Genomic DNA, 20,086 nt, shown 5'->3' with positions numbered 1-20,086 from the left:
CGAGTCTGTCATTATCCAGGCAAAAATGATTTTAACAGTGAGCGGTATTTCAACGCTCTCCTTCCTTATGAATGAGCTTCTTTCCAAAGTATTTATAACAAGAGGGATAGTGAACTTTACATCCGCTATAAATGATGTAATTTTCACACGTAAATCGATTCTATTAAAAAAATATATCAAAACCTACTCTTCCATATGCATATTGAGAGAATCCGGAACATAAATTAAACAAACAAAAAAAGCGCGGGTAGCGCTTTTAGTGTATTTGCCTATATAAGCCTATTACTTTTCCAAGTATCGAAACATCTCGTAAAATAATGGGTTCCATATTTGAGTTCTCAGGCTGCAGCCTTATGTAATCCGGTTCCTTAAAGAATCGTTTTACAGTGGCTTCATCATCTTCCGTCATGGCCACGACGATATCTCCATTATTGGCATTGCTTTGTTGTTTCACGATGACATAGTCTCCATCATGAATTCCAGCTTCGATCATACTTTCACCCATGATTTCCAGCATGAATACATGGTCATCATGTGGAACCATGCTTTCGGGAAGCGGAAAGTATTCTTCTATGTTCTCGATGGCCGTTATAGGCATGCCCGCTGTTACTTTTCCAAGTAACGGCACGTTCACGACATTGGCTTTGGGAATGTTGTTCGCTTCCTCCGAATTCATTATTTCAATGGCCCTTGGCTTGGTTGGGTCGCGTCTAATCAGGCCTTTACTTTCCAGGCGGGATAAATGTCCGTGAACTGTTGAACTTGATGCAAGTCCCACTGCTTCGCCAATCTCCCGTACGGAAGGTGGATACCCTTTTTGGCGAACCTCTTCTTTGATGAAATCAAGAATATCTTGCTGCCGTTTTGATAGTTTAGTCATTTGTGCACCTCTTCCCCAATGTTCTTTGCTATATTATAGCATGGCCCCAAAGTCTATACAAACATAAGTTCGAATTTAGTTGTTGACTGAAACAAACGTTCGTATTATAATTTGATCATAACATACGAACGAACATTCGCTTTGGAGGGATATTTATGAAAAAATTATACAAAAATTATATTTATACGATTCTATTAGCGGGATCCGTATTCATCTTTTCAATTTTATTCTCTTGTACATTGAACAATGATCAAAAAAATGATTTCCTTTCCATAGAAGTAAGTGAAGGTGACACCCTATGGGGAATTGCCGAAGAATATGAAGAAGCAAATTTGACAAAGAAAGAATTCATTGGTTGGATAGAAGAGCATAATGGAGTACGGGCGGAGTCGATTAAACCTGGTCAAGTCATCGTCATACCGGTTAAGGGGGAAGAACTTGTCCAGAATTTGGCCAGTGAGCAGTGAAGGTAGGGTATTATGAAAGCGGTAATCTATTGTAGGGTCAGCACAGAAAAAGAGTCACAGGAAACATCATTGGCAAGGCAGGAAGATGAATTAGTCAAATTGGCAGAAAAGATGGATGTTGAAGTCATTTCCATAATAAAAGAACAGGCAAGTGGTTATGAGTTGAATCGGGATGGCATTTTTGACATGCTCGAACTATTTAAAACCAAAGAAGCTGAAGTATTATTAATCCAGGACGAAACAAGGCTGGGAAGAGGGAATGCCAAAATAGCGCTTTTCCATGTCATCCTTAAAGAAGATGTGAAAATTTATACGCTCTCACACGATGGGGAACTTGAGCTATCTGATTCGGATGCGATGGTCATCCAGATAGTCGGAATTGTAGAAGAATACCAAAGGAAACTACATAATCTTAAAATAAAGCGCGGGATGATGAGGGCCGTTGAAAAAGGGTATCGTCCTCAAAAAAACCTTCGGAATCAAAGGAATTCCACTGGAAGGGACCGTAAGGATATCCCTATAGAGGAAATTATTAAACTTCGGGCCAATGGTTTGACATTTGCAGAGATCGCAGCAACTTTAAGGGGCTTTGGATACAATGTATCTAAGGCAACTGTAAACAGGCGTTTCCTCGAACATCAACTGAATACACTGGATAGTCAATCATAGAACTTGTAATTTCGTTATTTTTTTAATACCATGACAATATCCGCAGATTATGAAGGAGCGAAATTATGTTATCAAAAGAGAAATTAGCCCGTATTAATGAACTTTCTAAAAAGGCAAAGGCTGAAGGTTTGACGGAAGTTGAGGCGAAAGAGCAAACCCAATTGAGAAGTGAGTATTTGGAAACATTCAGAAAGTCCATGACCAATACGTTAGAGCATGTGAAAGTCGTGGATCCAGAAGGTAATGATGTCACTCCTCAAAAGATTAAAAATATAAAAGAAAAAAGAAACTTACATTAATACTGCTTGGATTCTGCTGATGGAACATGCCATTTGAGGACTCTATTAGCATATAGGAGTAAAAAGAGAGTGCATTCATGTATGTATTCTCCTATTTAGTTTAATCTAAATAGGGGACTTCTCTTATTTCTAGAAAATTGTAATATTGGGGCAGTAAATAGTGATTTTAGTTGTGATATTAAGCTTGTCACTATAATATAAAGAGGTACATTACAGGAAGGGATGTTTTTACGAGATGTTAGATAAATTAGATGCACTATCTATTAATACGATTCGTACATTATCGATTGATGCAATTGAAAAGGCTAATTCTGGCCATCCAGGTATGCCGATGGGTGCAGCGCCGATGGCGTATAAACTATGGACCGAATATATGAACCATAACCCGAAAAATCCAGATTGGTTTAATAGAGACCGCTTTGTTCTTTCAGCTGGTCATGGCTCTATGCTGTTATACAGCCTTCTTCATTTATCTGGCTATGGCTTATCTATCGATGATTTGAAAAGCTTCCGCCAATGGGGTAGTAAAACTCCAGGACATCCTGAATACGGACATACCGCTGGTGTAGATGCAACTACTGGTCCGCTTGGACAAGGAATTGCCATGGCAGTCGGAATGGCAATGGCAGAACGTCACTTGGCAGAAAGCTATAACCGCGATTCTTATAATGTGGTCGATCATTATACATATAGCATTTGTGGAGATGGGGATTTAATGGAAGGCGTCTCTGCAGAAGCGGCTTCATTAGCTGGACATCTGCAACTCGGAAGACTTGTTGTTTTATATGATTCTAATGATATTTCCCTTGACGGAGACTTAAGTCAATCATTTAGTGAAAGCGTAGCGGACCGGTTCAAATCTTATGGGTGGCAATATATCCGCGTTGAGGATGGGAACGATCTTCAGGAAATTGCTAAAGCGATTGAAGAAGCGAAAACCGACGATGCACGCCCGACTTTAATCGAAGTGAAAACGGTAATTGGTTACGGTTCACCAAACCGTTCAGGTAAATCTGCTGTTCACGGCGCTCCGCTTGGTGCTGATGAGCTGAAATTGACAAAAGAAGCATATAAATGGACATTCGAAGAGGACTTCCATGTTCCGGAAGAAGTTTATTCACACTTCAATGAAGCTGTTGTTGATGCAGGCGCTAAAAAAGAAGAAGCTTGGAATGAATTGTTTAAAAATTACAAAGAAGCACATCCTGAGTTAGCAGAGCAATTGGAGCTTGCCATTAAAGGTGAACTGCCTGCAGAATGGGATCAGGAAATTCCAGTCTATGAAGAAGGTAAGACATTAGCTTCCCGTGCTTCAAGTGGGGAAGTACTAAATGCGATTGCCAAAAAGGTCCCTAGTTTCATTGGGGGTTCTGCGGATTTAGCGGGCTCTAATAATACTGCCATCAAAGGTGAGACAGATCTATTACCTGGTAATTACAGTGGCCGTAATATATGGTTCGGTGTACGTGAATTCGCTATGGGTGCTGCTTTAAATGGAATGGCACTTCATGGTGGATTAAAGGTTTACGGAGGAACATTCTTTGTATTCTCAGATTATCTTCGTCCTGCCATAAGAATGGCAGCACTAATGGGACTGCCTGTAAACTATGTGTTCACTCATGACAGCATTGCTGTAGGGGAAGACGGACCGACTCATGAGCCAATCGAACAATTAGCATCATTGCGCGCAATGCCTAACCTAGGGGTCATACGTCCAGCTGATGGCAATGAAACGGCAGCAGCCTGGAAAGTGGCAATGGAGTCTACAAATAAACCAACTGCTCTTGTACTGACTCGTCAAGGATTGCCAACAATAAAAGACACTTTCGAGACTGCATATGAAGGTGTGAAAAAAGGTGCTTACATCATCTCTGCTTCTAAGAAAGAAGTAGCCGATGCATTACTTCTTGCAACTGGTTCGGAAGTGAACTTGGCTGTGGAAGCACAGAATGCTTTAGCGAACGAAGGTATTGATGTTTCGGTAATCAGCATGCCGTCATGGGATCGATTTGAAACTCAATCTAAAGAATATAAACAAAGCGTAATCAATCCGGCAGTGAAAAAACGTCTAGCCATCGAAGTGGCTTCACCATTTGGCTGGGATCGTTATGCAGGTGATGAGGGTGAAATATTGGCCATCAATCATTTTGGAGCTTCTGCACCAGGCGGTAAAATCATGGAGGAATTCGGTTTCACTGTAGAAAATGTAGTTGCTCGTGTTAAGGAAATGCTTAAATAATAGTAATGGGGAACTGACACCAATTGGATTGGTGTCAGTTTTTTTACCAAAAACAGGTCTATTTTATATTGAATGGGTTCCTATTCTTAAGGAAGTCTTCCATTCGACAAAAAAAGAAGAAAATTTCTCCAGCAAACAACATATCTTTTTAGTTTGTCAATATATAATGAGAATAAATAAATTTCGTTTAAATGTGTCAGTTAAAGGGGAAAGTCATCAATAGTGGAAAATAGTGGAGAAAGGGTCCTGGTGGTTAGATGTTTTGTGACCAAAATAGGAGAGCTAGGAGGCATTGGCTGATGAGAACCTATCAAATATATTTAATCGAAGATGAATTTGCCCATCATTATTATGGAAGAGAAAAGCTATTTTTCAATTTGTTTTTGGAATATATTCAAGCAAGGGGCAGACTGAAGAGTATTTTGCAAAAACAAATCGAATATGTCACCAAATCAGTCCCGATTAACCAGTTACAGGTAGCCATTGAACAACGTTTGCAAAAAAAGATGAATTATTGGACTCAAAATGGAAAATACTATTTAGAAAAAACAAATGGAACAAGCAAAGCCGTTTTAATCATTCAGAATGAGTCCATTACTCTTAAAGCTGAAGGAGACTATGAAGCGGAGACCGCTTTCTTTGAAAGTATTCGAAAATATGAAGCGAGTTTTCTGGCCATTGATTTTGAACATGAAAAATACGGTTGGTTAAAACCGATAAAAGAAAGAAAATTTGTCTAAATGGGGGACTTTTCGGTAGCGGGTATTGTATAATAACCTTTGGTCTAGTACACTGATGTTAGACAACATGAAGGAGGAAATAGTATGTGGGTTTACATTCTAGTTGGCGTACTGGCATTGATTGCTGGAGTAGTGCTGGGATTTTTCATCGCTCGTAAATACATGATGGATTACTTAAAGAAAAATCCGCCAATTAACGAACAGATGCTGAAAATGATGATGATGCAAATGGGTATGAAACCATCCCAGAAGAAAATTAATCAAATGATGAGCGCCATGAATAAACAACAAACAAAATAAGATAGCATAAAACCTTGATATATCAATGTTCTTGGAAGATTTGATGCAAAATTTTATATAATATCGAAATGGTTGATCCAATAGACTGAATTCTTCCAGCGATTTTATATAAAATTTTGGTTTATCTTTCATTTTTGTTTCTTAAGCCACTTTTTCTGAATGAATGATTCAGTAAAGGTGGTTTTTGTTTTTGTATTGCAAGGTAAACCCTCATTCTATGTGAGGGCTTTTTTATTTTGAAAATAAAACACTCAAATTAATAACAATACTTGTCCACACCTTCTATCAAAAGGTGCATATACAGTAGTAAGGAGGGTGTTAGAATGATAAATGATTTCGTGAAAAAATGCTTGGAGGATACTTGTAAGGTTTGGTTTCCTATATGTGAACATAAATTTGAACACAAAAGTAAATTTAAAGACAACAAATGGGAATCTAAATTCAAATGGAAATGTAAGTGTAAAAAATAAAGATCTTTTCTATTAATCTTTTTATTTAAGCACTTAACCAATTGAGAGTGAGTTCATATTAAATTGATTAAAGGTAAGCATCTTGTTTTAAAAGAACATTATAAATAGAAAAGGAATAAACCTAAATTGGTCGAGTGCTTATTTTTTATATAGGATTGTATTGACACCATGACTGACTTCCTCGCCGCCCCCATTAGTTTAGTTTGGCAAATCCTAACCGCAAATGGCTGATGTTTTGGTATAAGGGTATTTTTAAATTCTTTTCGGCGTGATTCAATGTTTTCAAAACGTTATTATCATTTTCAGGATAAAAGTGATCAATCTAGGTTATTCTAATATCGGCATATGAGCATTGAACCTTCCTCAACAACGGGATCTCTCTCTAAAAAGCATTCCTATTATCTGTGTAGCGGGATTTCTTTACAATAATATAATCAACACAGTTGAGGAGGATATTGAGTTTTTTGACTTGACTTTATCAACTGTAAATATTATTATTACAGTAATCTTCTTGAGGAGGATACGGAAGTGAATAGTGATTTTACAATAGCTGTGCATAGTTTGGTCTATTTAGCTTATTTACCAGATCATATGGCAAGCAGTGAGTCCATCGCAGAAAACGTTTGTACAAACCCGGCAAGGATTCGAAAGATGATGAGCTGCTTAAGAAAAAAAGGATTTGTTAAAACTAAAGAAGGTGTCGGCGGAGGCTATATTCTAGACTGTAACCCTGAAGAGGTAAGTTTGGCAGATATTTATATAACTGTTTCACATGGGACCTTGAAACCAAAGTGGTGTACAGGTGACCCGGAGAAAAAATGTGTCATATCTTCCAATACCCAGATAGTCATGAATCAAATATTCGATGAAGCAGAATTATATTTTGAAAAATATTTAGAAGATATAACTCTCAGCACTTTTTTGGAAAAAATTAAACAATGTCCGTGATATTGATTTAGTTTTTTCTTTGCTTGAAATGTATATTTTATTATTACAGTTAATAACTATAGTTTAAATATCAAATGGACATAAAAGGGGTGTTAAGGAAATGGTTGAAAACGATCAGTTCAAAAATGGGGATTGGGTACAAGGGAAATCCAGAGATGGGGAGCTTATTCATGGTTTCATTGAAACGGTAAGTGATAATCAAGAAATCGTTAAAGTGAATGTGGTGGAAAGTGACAATGAGAAAGCGGTTGGGAAATCGATTTGGGTTCCGAGTAAATGGACTGAAAAACTGCCGGACCTAGAAATCAGTAACGAAAATCATCTTTTGGCCCTAATTGATTTAGCGTTACTTTCTAAAGATGAAACATGGTTTATGGAGTTATCCGGTAAATTGGAATCCATCAAAATCCATCCGAAAATAAATTCGAGGAAATCAGAGTTTGTTATCCCGGGAAATAGAATCGCTAAACTTGATTTAAATCGATGATGAGTAAAGACCATAAATATTTCGGATAATACAAGGAGGAAATGAACATGACAATAGAACATGTATCAGATGAAAATTTTGCAAGTGAAATCAAGGAAGGTTTAGTATTGGTTGATTTTTGGGCACCGTGGTGCGGTCCTTGTAAAATGATTGCCCCAGTGCTTAATGAAATTGATGTAGAAATGGGTGATCAGGTTAAAATCGTAAAACTTAATGTGGATGAAAATGAAGATACGACAAACGAATATGGAGTGATGGGAATCCCCGCTCTAATTCTATTCAAAGATGGAGAAAAGGTGGATCAAGCTATTGGCTTCCAGCCAAAAGAAGCCATTTCGGCATTAATCACAAAACATGCAGAAGCATTATCATGATAATGCTGATGTGTATTATGAATTAAGGACTTATACCAACCAACATGGCGGGTAACTAAATGGAGGATTACTAAATGAATTCTAAATATGCACCATTATTTGAATCGTTCAATTTAGGAAAGAAATTAGAAGTGAAAAATCGATTGGTGATGGCGCCTATGACTAATTTCTCTTCTAATCCTGACGGGACTGTAACCGACGCCGAAGTTAACTATTATGAACGTAGGTCAAGCGGGGTCGGCATGGTTATAACGGCATGTACTTACGTGACGGCTAATGGCAAAGGTTTTCATGGAGAGTTTGGCGGGGATCAGGATGAATTGATACCTAGTCTAAGGCGTTTAGCATCAGCGATTAAAGCGAAAGGTGCAAAAGCAATTCTACAGATTTTTCATGGCGGACGTGAGGTACCACCGGAATTAGTAAATGGCGATGTTGTCAGTGCAAGCAATATCCCATCGGAAGGCGAAGGGAAAGCAGTTCCGCGCCCACTATCTGAAAAGGAAATAGAATCGATCATTCTCGACTTTGGTGAAACCACCCGACGTGCCATTGAAGCAGGATTTGACGGTGTCGAGATTCACGGTGCAAATGGTTACTTGTTACAGCAATTCTTTTCGCCTCATTCAAACCGGCGTGAAGATAAGTGGGGCGGTTCCCTTGAAAAGCGCCTGACTTTTCCATTAGCGGTTGTGGATGAAGTGAAAAAGGCTGTTGCTGAACATGCCAAGGATCCGTTCATCGTAGGGTATCGTTTTTCACCGGAGGAACCGGAAACGCCAGGAATCACCATGGATGATACACTTGCATTAATGGATGGACTTGTAATGAAAGATCTTGATTATCTACATGTTTCATTAATGGATTTCTGGTCGAAAGCAAGACGGGGAGCCGAGGTTGACAGACCTCGGATAGAAATTATAAAAGAACGTATCGGAGATCAAGTACCGATCATTGGCGTTGGTTCCATCTATACAGCAGATGATGCAATCAAAGCACTGCAATCGGGGGTTCCGTTAATCGCATTAGGCCGTGAAATCATTATCGATCCGGAATGGGTACAAAAAGTGGAACAAGGCAGGGAAGCAGAAATCGTGACAAAAATAAACAAGGATAATCAGGAACAACTTGATATTCCAGATCCATTATGGCAAGCGATCATCCACTCTCCAGGATGGTTTCCAGGGATTGAATAAATAGACATTCAAAAAAATGCATAATGGTGTTCAAAACCATTTTGAAATGATTATACTTGGAAAAACAACTCCTGACCAAGGATACACATATTAAGGTGTTCCTTGGTCAGGGGTTTTTAAGTTTATGGGAGAATCATTTATATGATTGAAGTATTTTCGAATTCAATCCTTTAAAAGAATGAATAACTGAGTATTCTATTTCAAGCTGTTTCGGAATATAACAAAGGGGAATGACCTAAGAATTTTCATCTAAAGAGACGAATATCACTTTTGGAAGTCTGATCCTTATACATTCTTACCAAAGATTAGAGTCAGGAGAGAATATATCCTGGTTTTTTCTTAGGAAAAATAAAAACACGGAGCGGTTTTACCCAACACCGTGTTTTTCATAATATAGAGATTATAAAGCCAAGCTTTCCTTAAAACAGAAAGGAATCAAGTGAGTATGGGCCGGCTCCGGTTAAAGCAACGCCAATCGCCACTGCAAGAACGGCAAGATTATATTCATAACCATTTTGAGTTGCCCAGTAGCCATTTGCTCCATGGACTTTAACGATCGCAACAATCATTGTAAGTGCAATTAATATACCTGCAAAGGGTGTAAGGAGACCTAAAGCAAATAACGCTCCGCCAATAAGTTCCGAAAGTCCTGCAAATAGGGCCATGGTAACTCCTGGCTTCATGCCTATCGAATCGAACCAGCCTCCTGTACCTTTCAAGCCATGACCGCCAAACCATCCAAATAATTTTTGAGCTCCATGTCCAATAAACGATAACCCGATTATTACACGTATAACTAATAAACCTATACCAATCATTTATGATTCCTCCTGGAATTTTATTTTTAATTTAGATATCTTTAATTCGAGATTTATATTAAAAAATAAGGGGTAGTATCTCGAATTAATTTATCTTTAATTAAAGATAATATTTTTTGAGCGATTTGTCAAATGTAATTTTCTCATTTTCATTTAAATGATTGCAGAAAAAAAGGTACGAGGTTCTGTTCTATGGGGAGATGAGCCCGATTGAAAAGAGGAGGGAAGTTTACTTTCAGCTTCTGCAATTACCAGCGTACTGCATGCCAATGCTGCATCTATCTTACTCCAATGAATCTCATCGTGGTTAGTAAATTTGTGATCGCTGTTCCGGCGGTTCTTCCGTTGCATTATTTTAAATGACAAAACAGGAAAACAGGCAGCCCACACAGCGCTTGCCTGTTTTTTATATAGCAAAGGTCATGCCTAAGTATTCAAATTGAGAATGAATGTAAAAATGGGAGAATGACAGCAAAATAATTCATATAATAATATATGTGCTTATCAATGGAGATGGACTGAGTTAAAAATTTGTACCGGTTTTATAAAAAAGTTCATTATATTTATTTAATAATTGATCAAGTTGCTGGCTATATTCAACGGCAACATTCGAGTTTAAACCATCTTTAGCGACAATCTTGATAAGTTCATTTCTCTTTAATTCAATCTGTTCGAGAAATTCATTCTTTTTAGCCATTCTATTTCCTTTCTGGCCCCAACATTTTTTTAAGGTACCCTTAATTTATGTGTTCGTTGTAAAATATGTATGAATATAACAATTATATCGGCTTGGACTAATGAATTCAAATAAGTTAACTTATTCCGTGTCCCATCCAAGTTATAAACAATTGGTTGTCATGAAATATTCACAGTTCCATAAATGTATTTTTTTATCTTATTTGTTACAATGTTTATAGGTTGACATACATAGGAGTGAGCTTATTTGGATGATATTAATATTTTTTTAGCTTTCGGGGCGGGATTTCTGAGTTTTATTTCTCCATGCTGCTTACCGCTTTATCCGGCCTTTTTATCTTATATCACAGGTATGAGTGTTGGTGAAATCAAATCCGAGAACGCCATGCTCCAAAGAAGAAGCATGCTGCATACATTATTCTTCCTTATTGGGTTTTCCCTGGTTTTTATTGCTATTGGTTTCAGCACATCATACTTAGGTTCTTTTTTCTCGAATTATAAAGAATTAATTCGTCAGATTGGAGCCATCCTGATTATCATTTTTGGTTTATTCATTGTAGGGGTCTTTCAGCCGAAATCTTTGATGAAAGACAGTCGTTTTGAATTTAAGAACCGGCCTAGCGGATATATAGGTTCCATTCTTATCGGACTTGCCTTTGCGGCTGGATGGACCCCTTGTGCAGGTCCGCTATTAGGTGCTGTCATTTCACTGGGTGCAACCAATCCTAGTGCGGCCATGAGCTATATGACTGCCTATATTTTAGGATTTGCCATACCATTTTTCATATTATCCTTCTTTGTCGGAAAATTGACATGGATCAAAAAGTATAGCCAATACATCATGAAGATTGGCGGATATTTGATGATTGTCATGGGTGTGATCTTGTTTTTTGATTGGATGACCAAAATAATCGCAGTCCTGTCTAGACTATTCGGTGGCTTTACAGGATTTTAGTCCATAATAAGCTATTTTTTCAATAAAATTCAAAATGGATTGTCTTTAATTAGGTTTTATGCTGTTTTTTTAATTTTTTTATTTAAATGATAGTCTTTCCCATGCTGTTTATGAAGCAGAACTGTTTTGGCGCGAATCAATTATTTTAGATCAGTGAGGACGGGAATGGACGGGAGCCATTGAATGATATTGAAATTCGGTTCTGACCGTGGATATCCCCATGCCAATCTTGATCGGGCTCGATGCCGTTAAACAAATTAATAAGGAAAATGTGCTCTGCCATGGGTCAGCAAAAAATGGTTGTCGAGGATACAGAAGCTGGGGCGCGTTATTTTAACGTCAAGCATTCTGGTGGGGGCATGGGATGACATTAAAACGGTGCTTGATTAATAACACTCTCCTTGTTTATCTTAAATAGGTAATATATACTTTGTTTATAAATTGAAGTCATATATAATTTTTAATGGTACTTACCTATTTTTAGTTTAAAGGGATGGTTAAGAGATGATATATATATCAACAGGTATAGCGATTGTGATGGCTATAGGTGTTTTCATGTTACGGATGAAGGAAACGAAAAAACCAGTGAATGAAAAGAAAATCATTTTACCGCCGCTTTTTATGAGTACGGGTGCTTTGATGTTTATTTTCCCGATGTTCCGGGTGACTCGATACGAATTGTTGGAGGCTCTTGTTGCGGGGATGTTATTTTCCATCTTATTGATTAAAACTTCTAAATTTGAAGTGAGAGATGAAAAAATTTATATTCTGCGCTCTAAAGCGTTCATATTCATATTGATTGGTCTCATGGTGATTCGACTTGTGGCAAAACTGATGCTGGGAAGCACGATTGAAATCGGTGTATTGAGTGGAATGTTTTTCTTACTTGCTTTTGCGATGATCGTTCCGTGGAGAATTGCCATGCTTTACCAATATAAAAAAGTTAAAGCAGCCAGCTTCGGCAGAAGTAGCATGGTGTAATACATGTACTGTAGGATTTAAACAAAGGATCATTCAAAAAACCTGAGTCGATAAATGACTCAGGTTTTTCATTTGCCTGGTTTTCATGAGGGTAAAAAAATTCATCTAAAAACCTAGTAATTTTATCTGGATTATATTATATTAGTATTATAATATTTTACTTAAGGAGGAAACGGTTCATGTTACAAATGGTTCTATTCGGTATTATTTGTGGTTTACTGCTGGGATTTGTGCTTCAAAGAGGCCGTTTCTGTGTTGTTGGTGCATATCGTGATTTGATTTTAGCTAAAGATGGACGGATGTTCTTAGCTACATTTATTGTAATAGCAATACAAAGTATTGGTGTTTATGCATTGAATGATACAGGGGTCATTCAGTTTGGAAAAGATGGTTTTCCATGGTTGGGAACAATCGTGGGCGGCTTTATTTTTGGCATTGGTATGGTTCTGGCAGGAGGTTGCGCCACTGGAACATGGTATCGTGCCGGAGAGGGCATGATCGGAAGTTGGATTGCTCTTTTTGGATATATGCTAGGGGCAGCTATGACGAAGTATGGAGTATGGAAAGTGGCTGGGGATAATCTGTTATCTTATCGTACAAGTGATACGTATATTCATGAAACATTAAATGTCTCGCCATGGGTGCTTGTTATTATTGTGACACTTTTGGTTGGTTTATTGGTGATTCGTGAATTGAGAAAACCGAAACTTCCAATCTTTAAAATGAAACCGAAAAAAACGGGATTGGCCCACATCTTATTCGAGAAACGGTGGCATCCCTTTGTTACAGCATTATTGGTCGGCCTAATTGCAATCATGGCATGGCCGCTAAGTGCAATGACAGGCAGGATGTTCGGACTTGGAATTACAGCGCCTTCCGCGAACATTCTAACTTTCCTTATAACAGGCGATGATGCATTAATCGATTGGGGTACGTTTTTAGTATTGGGCATTTTCCTTGGCGCTTTCATTGCTGCCAAAGGGAGCGGGGAATTCCGTTGGCGTTTGCCTGATATGAAAACGGTACGTAACAATGCAATTGGCGGTGTAATCATGGGATTCGGTGCAAGTGTTGCCGGGGGTTGCACAATCGGAAATGGACTGGTGAACTCGGCGTTATTTGCTTGGCAGGGGTGGATCGCGATTGTCTTCTTCCTGCTGGGAACATGGGTAGCAACTTATTTCACGATTATCCGAAAGCAAAAACAAACAGCTGCTGCACCCAAAGCGGCATAAGATACGAGTCAAAAATATTTAAATCGAGGAGCGGAATATAAATGGCGAAAGTATTGGAAACGACTGGAATGGTATGTCCATTCCCTTTAGTGGAAGCAAAAGAAGCGATTGTGGACATGGCAATAGGAGAGGAATTGATCATCAATTTCGATTGCACACAAGCAACGGAGAGCATTCCGCGTTGGGCTGCTACCGAAGGTCATGAAATCACGGAGTTTGAACAAATCGATGACGCTAAATGGCGTATAATCGTGAAAAAGGCAAAGTAAATGGATTTGAAGAAAACGTGCTCGGGTTTCCTGTGCACGTTTTTTTATTTTTTCGAGGGTGAATATTTGGAAGTTGAAAGTTTCTAGTGATAACATGTCTTTAACCAATTTATTAAGGAGATGTTGATAATGGTAGACAAGGTCATTTTAAACGATGTTCCACTGCAAGTCACTGACTTTCTTTCTGAAACGGTAAAGGATTCTGAAGGCAAGGAAATCAAAAAAGTCAGTTTCAATTTCAGGGTTACACATAGTGAATATCATGATATCACAACACTGCTTTATCAAATGGTATTTGATTTAAAGATTCCACAGTCAAATGAGGAATTTCGAGCGGAGATCTTTAACTACGCTACTTCGGTCACGAATCTATATGAAGAAAATGCGGTCGGGGAATTTTCGCTTGTCTTGCTGGAAGTGAACGGTCAGGAATGATTGGATTGCCAGTCTTGTAAAGATATGGGTTACTGTCTATAATAATAGTGACGATCATTCTATACATATGAGGTGGTACTTTGCTTAGTGGATGGTTTTTGTGGTTTATTCTATTTTGGGTAGCCCTTTTAATTATATTGATGAGCATAGGTGGCTTTTTCATGTTTCGAAAGTTCCTGAAAAGATTTCCGAAAGAAGATGGGAAATCCGATATGGATTGGGAAGAATACTATTTGGAACAAACAAAGCACTTATGGTCAAAGCAGCAAAAAGAATTACTGGAAGATTTAGTGAGCCCTGTGCCAGAACTTTTTCGTGATGTTGCACGTCATAAAATCGCGGGGAAAATCGGAGAGTTGGCGCTAAAGGAAAAAGCGGACGATATTTCGGAAGATTTAGTGATACGCGGCTATATCATTGCCACACCAAAACGTGACCATAAATTTTTACAAAAGAAATTGGCTGAAAGAAAGGTGAATATGGGTCCATATGAACACTTATTCAGCTAATGATGAAAAAAGCAGACTCTTTTCGAGTTTGCTTTTTTATTTTGGATCCTTCAAAAGAATGTGGCAGTGTGGTAAAAATTAGAACGTTTGTACCCAAACCATGCGATTCGTTAAATTTTTGATATAATAATAGTAAGTAAAAATTAGGACGGAGTGAAACTATGAAATTTATCCATACGGCTGATTGGCATTTAGGGAAAATCGTTCACGGTGTACATATGACAGATGACCAAAGGCATGCACTCTTGCAATTCATAGAAATTGTCGAAGAGGAAAAACCGGATGCGGTTGTAATTGCCGGTGATCTATATGATCGTTCCGTTCCGCCGACTGAAGCGGTGGAGCTTCTTGATGAAATCCTTTATACGATTAATGTAAAAATGAATACTCCGATCGTTGCGATATCGGGAAACCATGATTCTGCGGAAAGGCTCTCATTCGGTTCATCTTGGTATCGTCATAGTCAGTTATACATTCATGGGAAATTGACGAAAACATGTGAGCCAGTTCGCATCAATGGCGTGAACTTTTTTTGTGTTCCATATGCAGAACCTGGGACGGTCCGCCATCTTTTTGGAGATGAAAGCATCCATTCCCATCAAGAAGCGATGAAGCGGATAACCGGAACTATTGCCGAGAATTTCAATAAGGATGAACCGAATGTCTTTGTGGGACATGCTTTTGTATTAGGCGGAAAAACGAGCGATTCGGAAAGGGTCTTGTCTGTAGGTGGCTCCGGATGTGTTTCATCCGACTTATTCGATGCGTTCGATTATACGGCACTTGGGCATTTACATAGCCCAGACGCAATACGTCATCCTAAGGTGTTTTACTCTGGATCACTATTAAAATATTCTTTTTCCGAGGCCAAGCAAAATAAGTCGCTTTCCATCGTCGATATGCAAGAAGATGGAAGCTTTGATTTACGCTATCGTTGTTTGGCGCCCAAGTTCGATATGAGGGAAATATCCGGAGTTATGGAAGAGTTACTCGATCCCGCTTTCTATCAATCGCAAAAAAGGGATGACTATTTGAAAATCACACTAAATGATGAGGGGGCACTCATCGATCCTATTAACCGCTTGCGTCAGATTTATCCGAACGTCCTGCATCTAGAACGTAAATGGGATTTGACCGACCTTAGAAGAAAAAAGTCTTTCTCTTCTGTAAAAGATGAACGGAAATCAGAATTGGACTTGTTTGAAACGTTTTATCAAGAAATGACAGATCGGGACTTTGATTCTCAAAAGCAGGATTTAATGGTTTCGGTAATTGAGGCAGTTAAGAAAGAGGAGGCTTTGAAATGAGACCCGATATTTTAACGATGCAGGCATTCGGACCATATGCAGGAAGGGAAACCATTGACTTTAATTCCCTTGGAGAACGGACGATGTTTGTCATTTCTGGAAAGACAGGCGCAGGGAAAACAACGATATTTGATGGCATTAGTTTTGCGATATATGGAAAAGCCAGTGGTGAAGATCGAAGCGGGCAAGATTTACGAAGTCAGTTTGCCGAAGATGATATTTTGACAGAAGTCTCGTTACAATTTACCCTTCGTGGAAAAACGTATTTGGTTACCCGCTCCCCGCAGCAGGAACGCAAGAAAAAATCAGGTGAAGGAACAACAACGGTTGGAGCAAAGGCTGAATTATATGAGATAATGGCCGAAGGAAAAAAATTGCTGGGAGCCAATGTACGGGAAGTTGAAGAAAAAATCAAAGTACTCATTGGACTTGACGCTAATCAATTCCGGCAAATCCTGATGATTCCACAGAATGAATTTCGAAAACTTTTAACTTCCGACAGCAAAGATAAAGAACAGATTCTCCAAAAATTATTTCATACTGAACTTTATAAACGAATAGAAGAAAAATTAAAAGAAGAGGCTTCCATCCTGAAAAAGGAAAATGAAAAAAGTGCACAGCGGCGAATTGAATTGATGAAAGGTATCCAGTCTGGCAATAATGATGAATTACAGGCACAAATACAAGGGGAAGAGCCTAATGAACAACAGGTCTTACCACTGTTACAGGAAGTCATTTTGCAAGCGGCAGAAAAAAGTGAGTATATAAATAAACAAATACAGGAAAAGCAGAAAGCCCGTGATCAATTAAATCAAGAACTTTCAAAAGCTGTCGATTTATTAAGCCGATTTTCGGAAAAAGAAAAACTGCGAAATGAAAAGGAAGCCCTTGAAGCAAAGCTGCCAGAAATGGAATTAGTGAAAGTCCAAATAAAAATGGCACACAAAGCGGCTTCGCTTGAAAAGCAGGAACAATACTATTTGCGAATTGGCAAACAAGTAAAAGATGCGAATGCCGAACTTCAAAAGTTAAGTGAGCATTCCGAGAAGTTACGGATTGAGCTTATTGAGAAGCAGGATTCCTATGATAAGGAAAAGTTGAAGGGTAATCAAAGAGAGCAGGCAGTACGAACTGTTCATCAGCTTGAACAGGTAAAAGAGGCTGTCATGACTTTTGCAAGCTTAAAAGCGCAAGTTATTTTAGATGAAAAAGAGTGGCAAACTAGTAAACGGCTTCGTGAAAAAACTGTTTCCGAACATCTGTCGGTTGAAGCGGAAGCAGAGAAAGTCTCGCAAGAAAAAGCAGAAGCGGAAAAAGCGGCTATTCTTTATCGTGATCAGGAAATTGAAGCAGAAAGAAATAATCAATCGTTATCGAAGATTAAAAAGCTTCAAGAAGTTCTTTATGAAATCCAGAATACGAAACGAGTTTTGGGTGATAAGGATAATCGGTTCCAAGAGTTACAAAGAATACAAATTCAGGAGAAGGAAAAACTGGAAACCCTGAACCGAAACTGGAGATCTAGCCAAGCGGGTATGCTTGCTTCCATGCTGCACTCTGGAGAAAATTGTCCTGTGTGCGGTTCGCAAAGTCATCCAAAACCAGCGCAATTGCATGAACATATGCCGACGGATTTGGAACTGAAAGAGCAAGAAAACAAGCTGAAAACTGCAGAACAACAAAAAAGTCAAGCGGAAAGTGAATATTATCAAGCGAAATCCAAATATGATGCACTTGTAGAGTCTTCACAAGAAAAGCTTAGTGAGTTACAAAATGACATGCCTGAGTTTAGGTGTGAAAATATTGATGGGCATTTGCTACAGTTTGTACAAAAAGGAAAAGTGCTGCAAGAGCAGCTAAAAGAATTGATGCGGAAAAAGTCTGTATTCAATGATCTGGAAAAAAGGTTGCACGATTTAAAAGAGAAAGCATCCCAGCTTAAAGATAATATGATCTCTTTAGAGAGAAAAGAGGACCAAGGGAAAACGAGGTATATTGAAAACTCTACAAAACTAACGGGATTGACTGATTCCCTGCCAGACGGAATACGGAATGAGGAAGAATATAATGAAGCTTATCAAGTGGCTGTAAATACACAGAAACGCTTACAATCGGCCTTTGATGACGCACAAAAAAACCTTCAACTGGTGAAGGAAAGAGAATCGGCCATCCTTGCAAAAAAAGAATCCCTAAGTGGAAATATAGAGGCCTTAAATACAGAATTGAAAGAGGAGCGGGAAAAGTTAATTACGGATATGACCAATCAAGGCTTTTCCAATTATAAAGAATATACGGCAGCAAAAAGATCGGAAGCGGCTCTTGGAAATTTGGAGGACCAAGTACAACAGTATAATCAAAATTGGCAAAGTGTTTTAAGTCTGTTTCATGATTTGGAAATGAAATTAAAAGATGTGGCCAAACCAGATCTTGAAGGATTGAAAAAGACTTTCGATTTTATTGATGGTGAATTGGAGTCGTTACGCCAAAATCAGAATGAATTACAGGCTGAAATTCGGACTAACGAAGAAATCGAAAGGAAATTGGCGCAAATCAGGGAAGATCAGAAAAGTTTAGATGAAAGGTACAGTATCGTCGGTCATCTGTCTGAGATTTCCAAAGGTCAAAACACCTTCAAAATTACGTTTGAACGATATGTACTGGCAGCCTTTTTAGATGATATCTTAAAAGAAGCCAATTCAAGGCTGCTGAAAATGACAAGCGGCAGGTATCAGCTGTTGCGAAAGCTTGATCCTACACGCAGGAATATCCAGAGCGGTCTGGAATTATCTGTGTATGACCAATATACAGGGCATGAGAGGCATGTCAAAACCCTTTCGGGAGGCGAGAGCTTTAAGGCATCCCTTGCACTTGCTTTGGGTCTTGCGGATGTGGTCCAGCAAAATGCAGGCGGTATTTCACTTGAAACGATGTTCATCGATGAAGGTTTCGGTACGCTCGACCCTGAATCTCTTGATCATGCGATTGAAGCATTAATGGATATACAAAGCACCGGCAGATTGGTCGGAATCATTTCCCATGTACCTGAATTGAAAGAAAGAATCGATGCACAGCTGCAAGTCATTTCGACACAAAATGGAAGTCGAACGACCTTTTATTTTGCTGGATAATCAAGAAAAAAGAATGGCTAAGGGAGATGTGGTTCCCTGGGCCATTCTTTTTATTTTTATGAATGAACTACTCAATATTAATATCTTCAGCTGTTTTTCCGGGGGAAAACTTATGGATGCGAATCACCAATATCGGATTCGAGAATTCAGCGGTAATTCTTCGAGAGCAAATCGAAAAGGGGAAAGGGATCTTTCTCTGTGTGGGCAGTGTATCATGTTTTTTTTCAAGAATTGGCTTATCAGTATCGTCAACGATGATCGATAGCTCATTATCACATAGGCAAACTTTTATATCTTTCACATCATGATTTTCCAAAACCGCTTCCACCATATACTCATCGTCACTTTCGTATATATCAATTGAAAAAAGTTGATGATCCAACGCACAAGTTTCCGGATCCAGAAAAAAACTTTTTACCCATTCATCAAACTTTTCAACCTCATTCATTTGCGATCCATGTTGATTGTCTTGCATGTTGATACCCCCGGTTTTCCTTTGAGGTATTATATGTTGGAGCATGAAGAATGGTGACTGAAAAAGTGAAATTGATGGATGATGAAAAGATACCGGAAAAGTGGTTCAAAAAATGTAAAAGCAACCAAGGACTTTAGAAAAGTAATCAAAGCAAAGAAACGTATGCGTGGTGGGTATTGAAGGGACTTGAAAATTAGCAGGAAGGTAAT

22 protein-coding genes are annotated in these 20,086 nt (G+C 38.5%); 18 read left to right on the top strand and 4 right to left on the bottom strand.

The features are described from left to right. Positions 1-256 precede the first annotated feature (256 nt). A complete protein-coding gene (lexA, locus tag ACQKNS_RS02665) occupies positions 257-880 on the bottom strand; it encodes a transcriptional repressor LexA (RefSeq protein ID WP_098372919.1) in 624 nt (207 codons plus the stop codon). A 155-nt stretch (positions 881-1,035) separates the two neighbouring features. Between lexA and yneA the strand changes: the two genes are divergently transcribed. The 10 genes from yneA to ACQKNS_RS02615 all read left to right on the top strand — a co-directional run bounded on the left by yneA (position 1,036) and on the right by ACQKNS_RS02615 (position 9,069). Then, positions 1,036-1,347, top strand: a complete 312-nt coding sequence (yneA, locus tag ACQKNS_RS02660) for a cell division suppressor protein YneA (RefSeq protein WP_427641066.1) — start codon at positions 1,036-1,038, stop codon at positions 1,345-1,347. Between the two features lie 12 nt (positions 1,348-1,359). Beyond that, complete coding sequence (locus ACQKNS_RS02655) at positions 1,360-2,016, top strand: YneB family resolvase-like protein (RefSeq protein ID WP_427641065.1); 657 nt, start codon at positions 1,360-1,362, stop codon at positions 2,014-2,016. Positions 2,017-2,081: 65 nt separating this feature from the next. Next, the gene (locus ACQKNS_RS02650) at positions 2,082-2,315 is read left to right on the top strand and encodes a DUF896 domain-containing protein (protein ID WP_076368840.1); all 234 of its coding nucleotides are present in this window, start codon (positions 2,082-2,084) and stop codon (positions 2,313-2,315) included. A gap of 235 nt (positions 2,316-2,550) precedes the next feature. Continuing rightward, positions 2,551-4,554 carry a transketolase gene (tkt, locus tag ACQKNS_RS02645; RefSeq protein ID WP_427641064.1) on the top strand — a complete coding sequence of 668 codons (2,004 nt, stop codon included), beginning with the start codon at positions 2,551-2,553 and terminating at the stop codon, positions 4,552-4,554. A gap of 299 nt (positions 4,555-4,853) precedes the next feature. After that, positions 4,854-5,294 (top strand): sporulation inhibitor of replication protein SirA, encoded by a 441-nt coding sequence (gene sirA, locus ACQKNS_RS02640; protein ID WP_427641063.1) that lies wholly within the window; start codon positions 4,854-4,856, stop codon positions 5,292-5,294. Between the two features lie 84 nt (positions 5,295-5,378). Next, a complete protein-coding gene (locus ACQKNS_RS02635; RefSeq protein ID WP_034312934.1) occupies positions 5,379-5,594 on the top strand; it encodes a YneF family protein in 216 nt (71 codons plus the stop codon). Positions 5,595-6,592: 998 nt separating this feature from the next. Next, positions 6,593-7,012, top strand: coding sequence for an RrF2 family transcriptional regulator (locus ACQKNS_RS02630; protein ID WP_098372923.1), 420 nt, complete (start codon positions 6,593-6,595; stop codon positions 7,010-7,012). A 100-nt stretch (positions 7,013-7,112) separates the two neighbouring features. Further along, the gene (locus ACQKNS_RS02625) at positions 7,113-7,499 is read left to right on the top strand and encodes an IDEAL domain-containing protein (protein ID WP_427641062.1); all 387 of its coding nucleotides are present in this window, start codon (positions 7,113-7,115) and stop codon (positions 7,497-7,499) included. A gap of 47 nt (positions 7,500-7,546) precedes the next feature. Continuing rightward, positions 7,547-7,873, top strand: coding sequence for a thioredoxin (gene trxA / locus ACQKNS_RS02620; RefSeq protein ID WP_427641061.1), 327 nt, complete (start codon positions 7,547-7,549; stop codon positions 7,871-7,873). 74 nt (positions 7,874-7,947) lie between these two features. After that, positions 7,948-9,069, top strand: a complete 1,122-nt coding sequence (locus ACQKNS_RS02615) for an NADH-dependent flavin oxidoreductase (protein ID WP_427641060.1) — start codon at positions 7,948-7,950, stop codon at positions 9,067-9,069. Positions 9,070-9,488: 419 nt separating this feature from the next. Here ACQKNS_RS02615 and ACQKNS_RS02610 read toward each other — a convergent pair whose 3' ends face one another. Together ACQKNS_RS02610 and ACQKNS_RS02605 are read right to left on the bottom strand one after the other, a co-directional pair. Beyond that, positions 9,489-9,887: a DoxX family protein gene (locus ACQKNS_RS02610; RefSeq protein ID WP_427641059.1), complete on the bottom strand. Its 399-nt coding sequence runs from the start codon at positions 9,885-9,887 to the stop codon at positions 9,489-9,491. A 523-nt stretch (positions 9,888-10,410) separates the two neighbouring features. Next, positions 10,411-10,584 (bottom strand): aspartyl-phosphate phosphatase Spo0E family protein, encoded by a 174-nt coding sequence (locus ACQKNS_RS02605; protein ID WP_101221656.1) that lies wholly within the window; start codon positions 10,582-10,584, stop codon positions 10,411-10,413. A 246-nt stretch (positions 10,585-10,830) separates the two neighbouring features. On the opposite strand from ACQKNS_RS02605, the gene ACQKNS_RS02600 reads away from it, so the two are divergent. From ACQKNS_RS02600 to ACQKNS_RS02565, 8 genes are all read left to right on the top strand, one after another. Further along, positions 10,831-11,538 (top strand): cytochrome c biogenesis protein CcdA, encoded by a 708-nt coding sequence (locus ACQKNS_RS02600; protein ID WP_427641058.1) that lies wholly within the window; start codon positions 10,831-10,833, stop codon positions 11,536-11,538. 504 nt (positions 11,539-12,042) lie between these two features. Next, complete coding sequence (locus ACQKNS_RS02595) at positions 12,043-12,519, top strand: CcdC family protein (RefSeq protein WP_098372929.1); 477 nt, start codon at positions 12,043-12,045, stop codon at positions 12,517-12,519. A gap of 179 nt (positions 12,520-12,698) precedes the next feature. Then, entirely contained in the window at positions 12,699-13,754 is a 1,056-nt protein-coding gene (locus ACQKNS_RS02590; protein ID WP_427641057.1) for a YeeE/YedE thiosulfate transporter family protein, read from the top strand. Between the two features lie 41 nt (positions 13,755-13,795). Next, on the top strand, positions 13,796-14,023 hold the full coding sequence (locus tag ACQKNS_RS02585) for a sulfurtransferase TusA family protein (RefSeq protein WP_427641056.1): 228 nt from the start codon (positions 13,796-13,798) through the stop codon (positions 14,021-14,023). Between the two features lie 129 nt (positions 14,024-14,152). Next, positions 14,153-14,458, top strand: coding sequence for a DUF3219 family protein (locus ACQKNS_RS02580; protein ID WP_427641055.1), 306 nt, complete (start codon positions 14,153-14,155; stop codon positions 14,456-14,458). Between the two features lie 80 nt (positions 14,459-14,538). Beyond that, positions 14,539-14,967, top strand: coding sequence for a DUF2621 domain-containing protein (locus ACQKNS_RS02575; RefSeq protein ID WP_427641054.1), 429 nt, complete (start codon positions 14,539-14,541; stop codon positions 14,965-14,967). A 161-nt stretch (positions 14,968-15,128) separates the two neighbouring features. Beyond that, positions 15,129-16,274 carry an exonuclease SbcCD subunit D gene (locus tag ACQKNS_RS02570; RefSeq protein WP_427641053.1) on the top strand — a complete coding sequence of 382 codons (1,146 nt, stop codon included), beginning with the start codon at positions 15,129-15,131 and terminating at the stop codon, positions 16,272-16,274. Then, complete coding sequence (locus tag ACQKNS_RS02565; RefSeq protein ID WP_427641052.1) at positions 16,271-19,402, top strand: AAA family ATPase; 3,132 nt, start codon at positions 16,271-16,273, stop codon at positions 19,400-19,402. The genes ACQKNS_RS02570 and ACQKNS_RS02565 overlap by 4 nt, the downstream gene beginning before the upstream one ends. A 67-nt stretch (positions 19,403-19,469) precedes the next feature. Here ACQKNS_RS02565 and ACQKNS_RS02560 read toward each other — a convergent pair whose 3' ends face one another. After that, the gene (locus ACQKNS_RS02560) at positions 19,470-19,877 is read right to left on the bottom strand and encodes an Hsp20/alpha crystallin family protein (protein WP_427641051.1); all 408 of its coding nucleotides are present in this window, start codon (positions 19,875-19,877) and stop codon (positions 19,470-19,472) included. Between the last annotated feature and the right edge of the window lie 209 nt (positions 19,878-20,086).

Source organism: Peribacillus sp. NPDC094092 (genome assembly GCF_050279365.1).
Taxonomy (GTDB): domain Bacteria; phylum Bacillota; class Bacilli; order Bacillales; family DSM-1321; genus Peribacillus.
The sequence above is the reverse complement of the archived record's forward strand: the minus strand, read 5'-3'. Positions and strand labels throughout refer to the sequence as shown.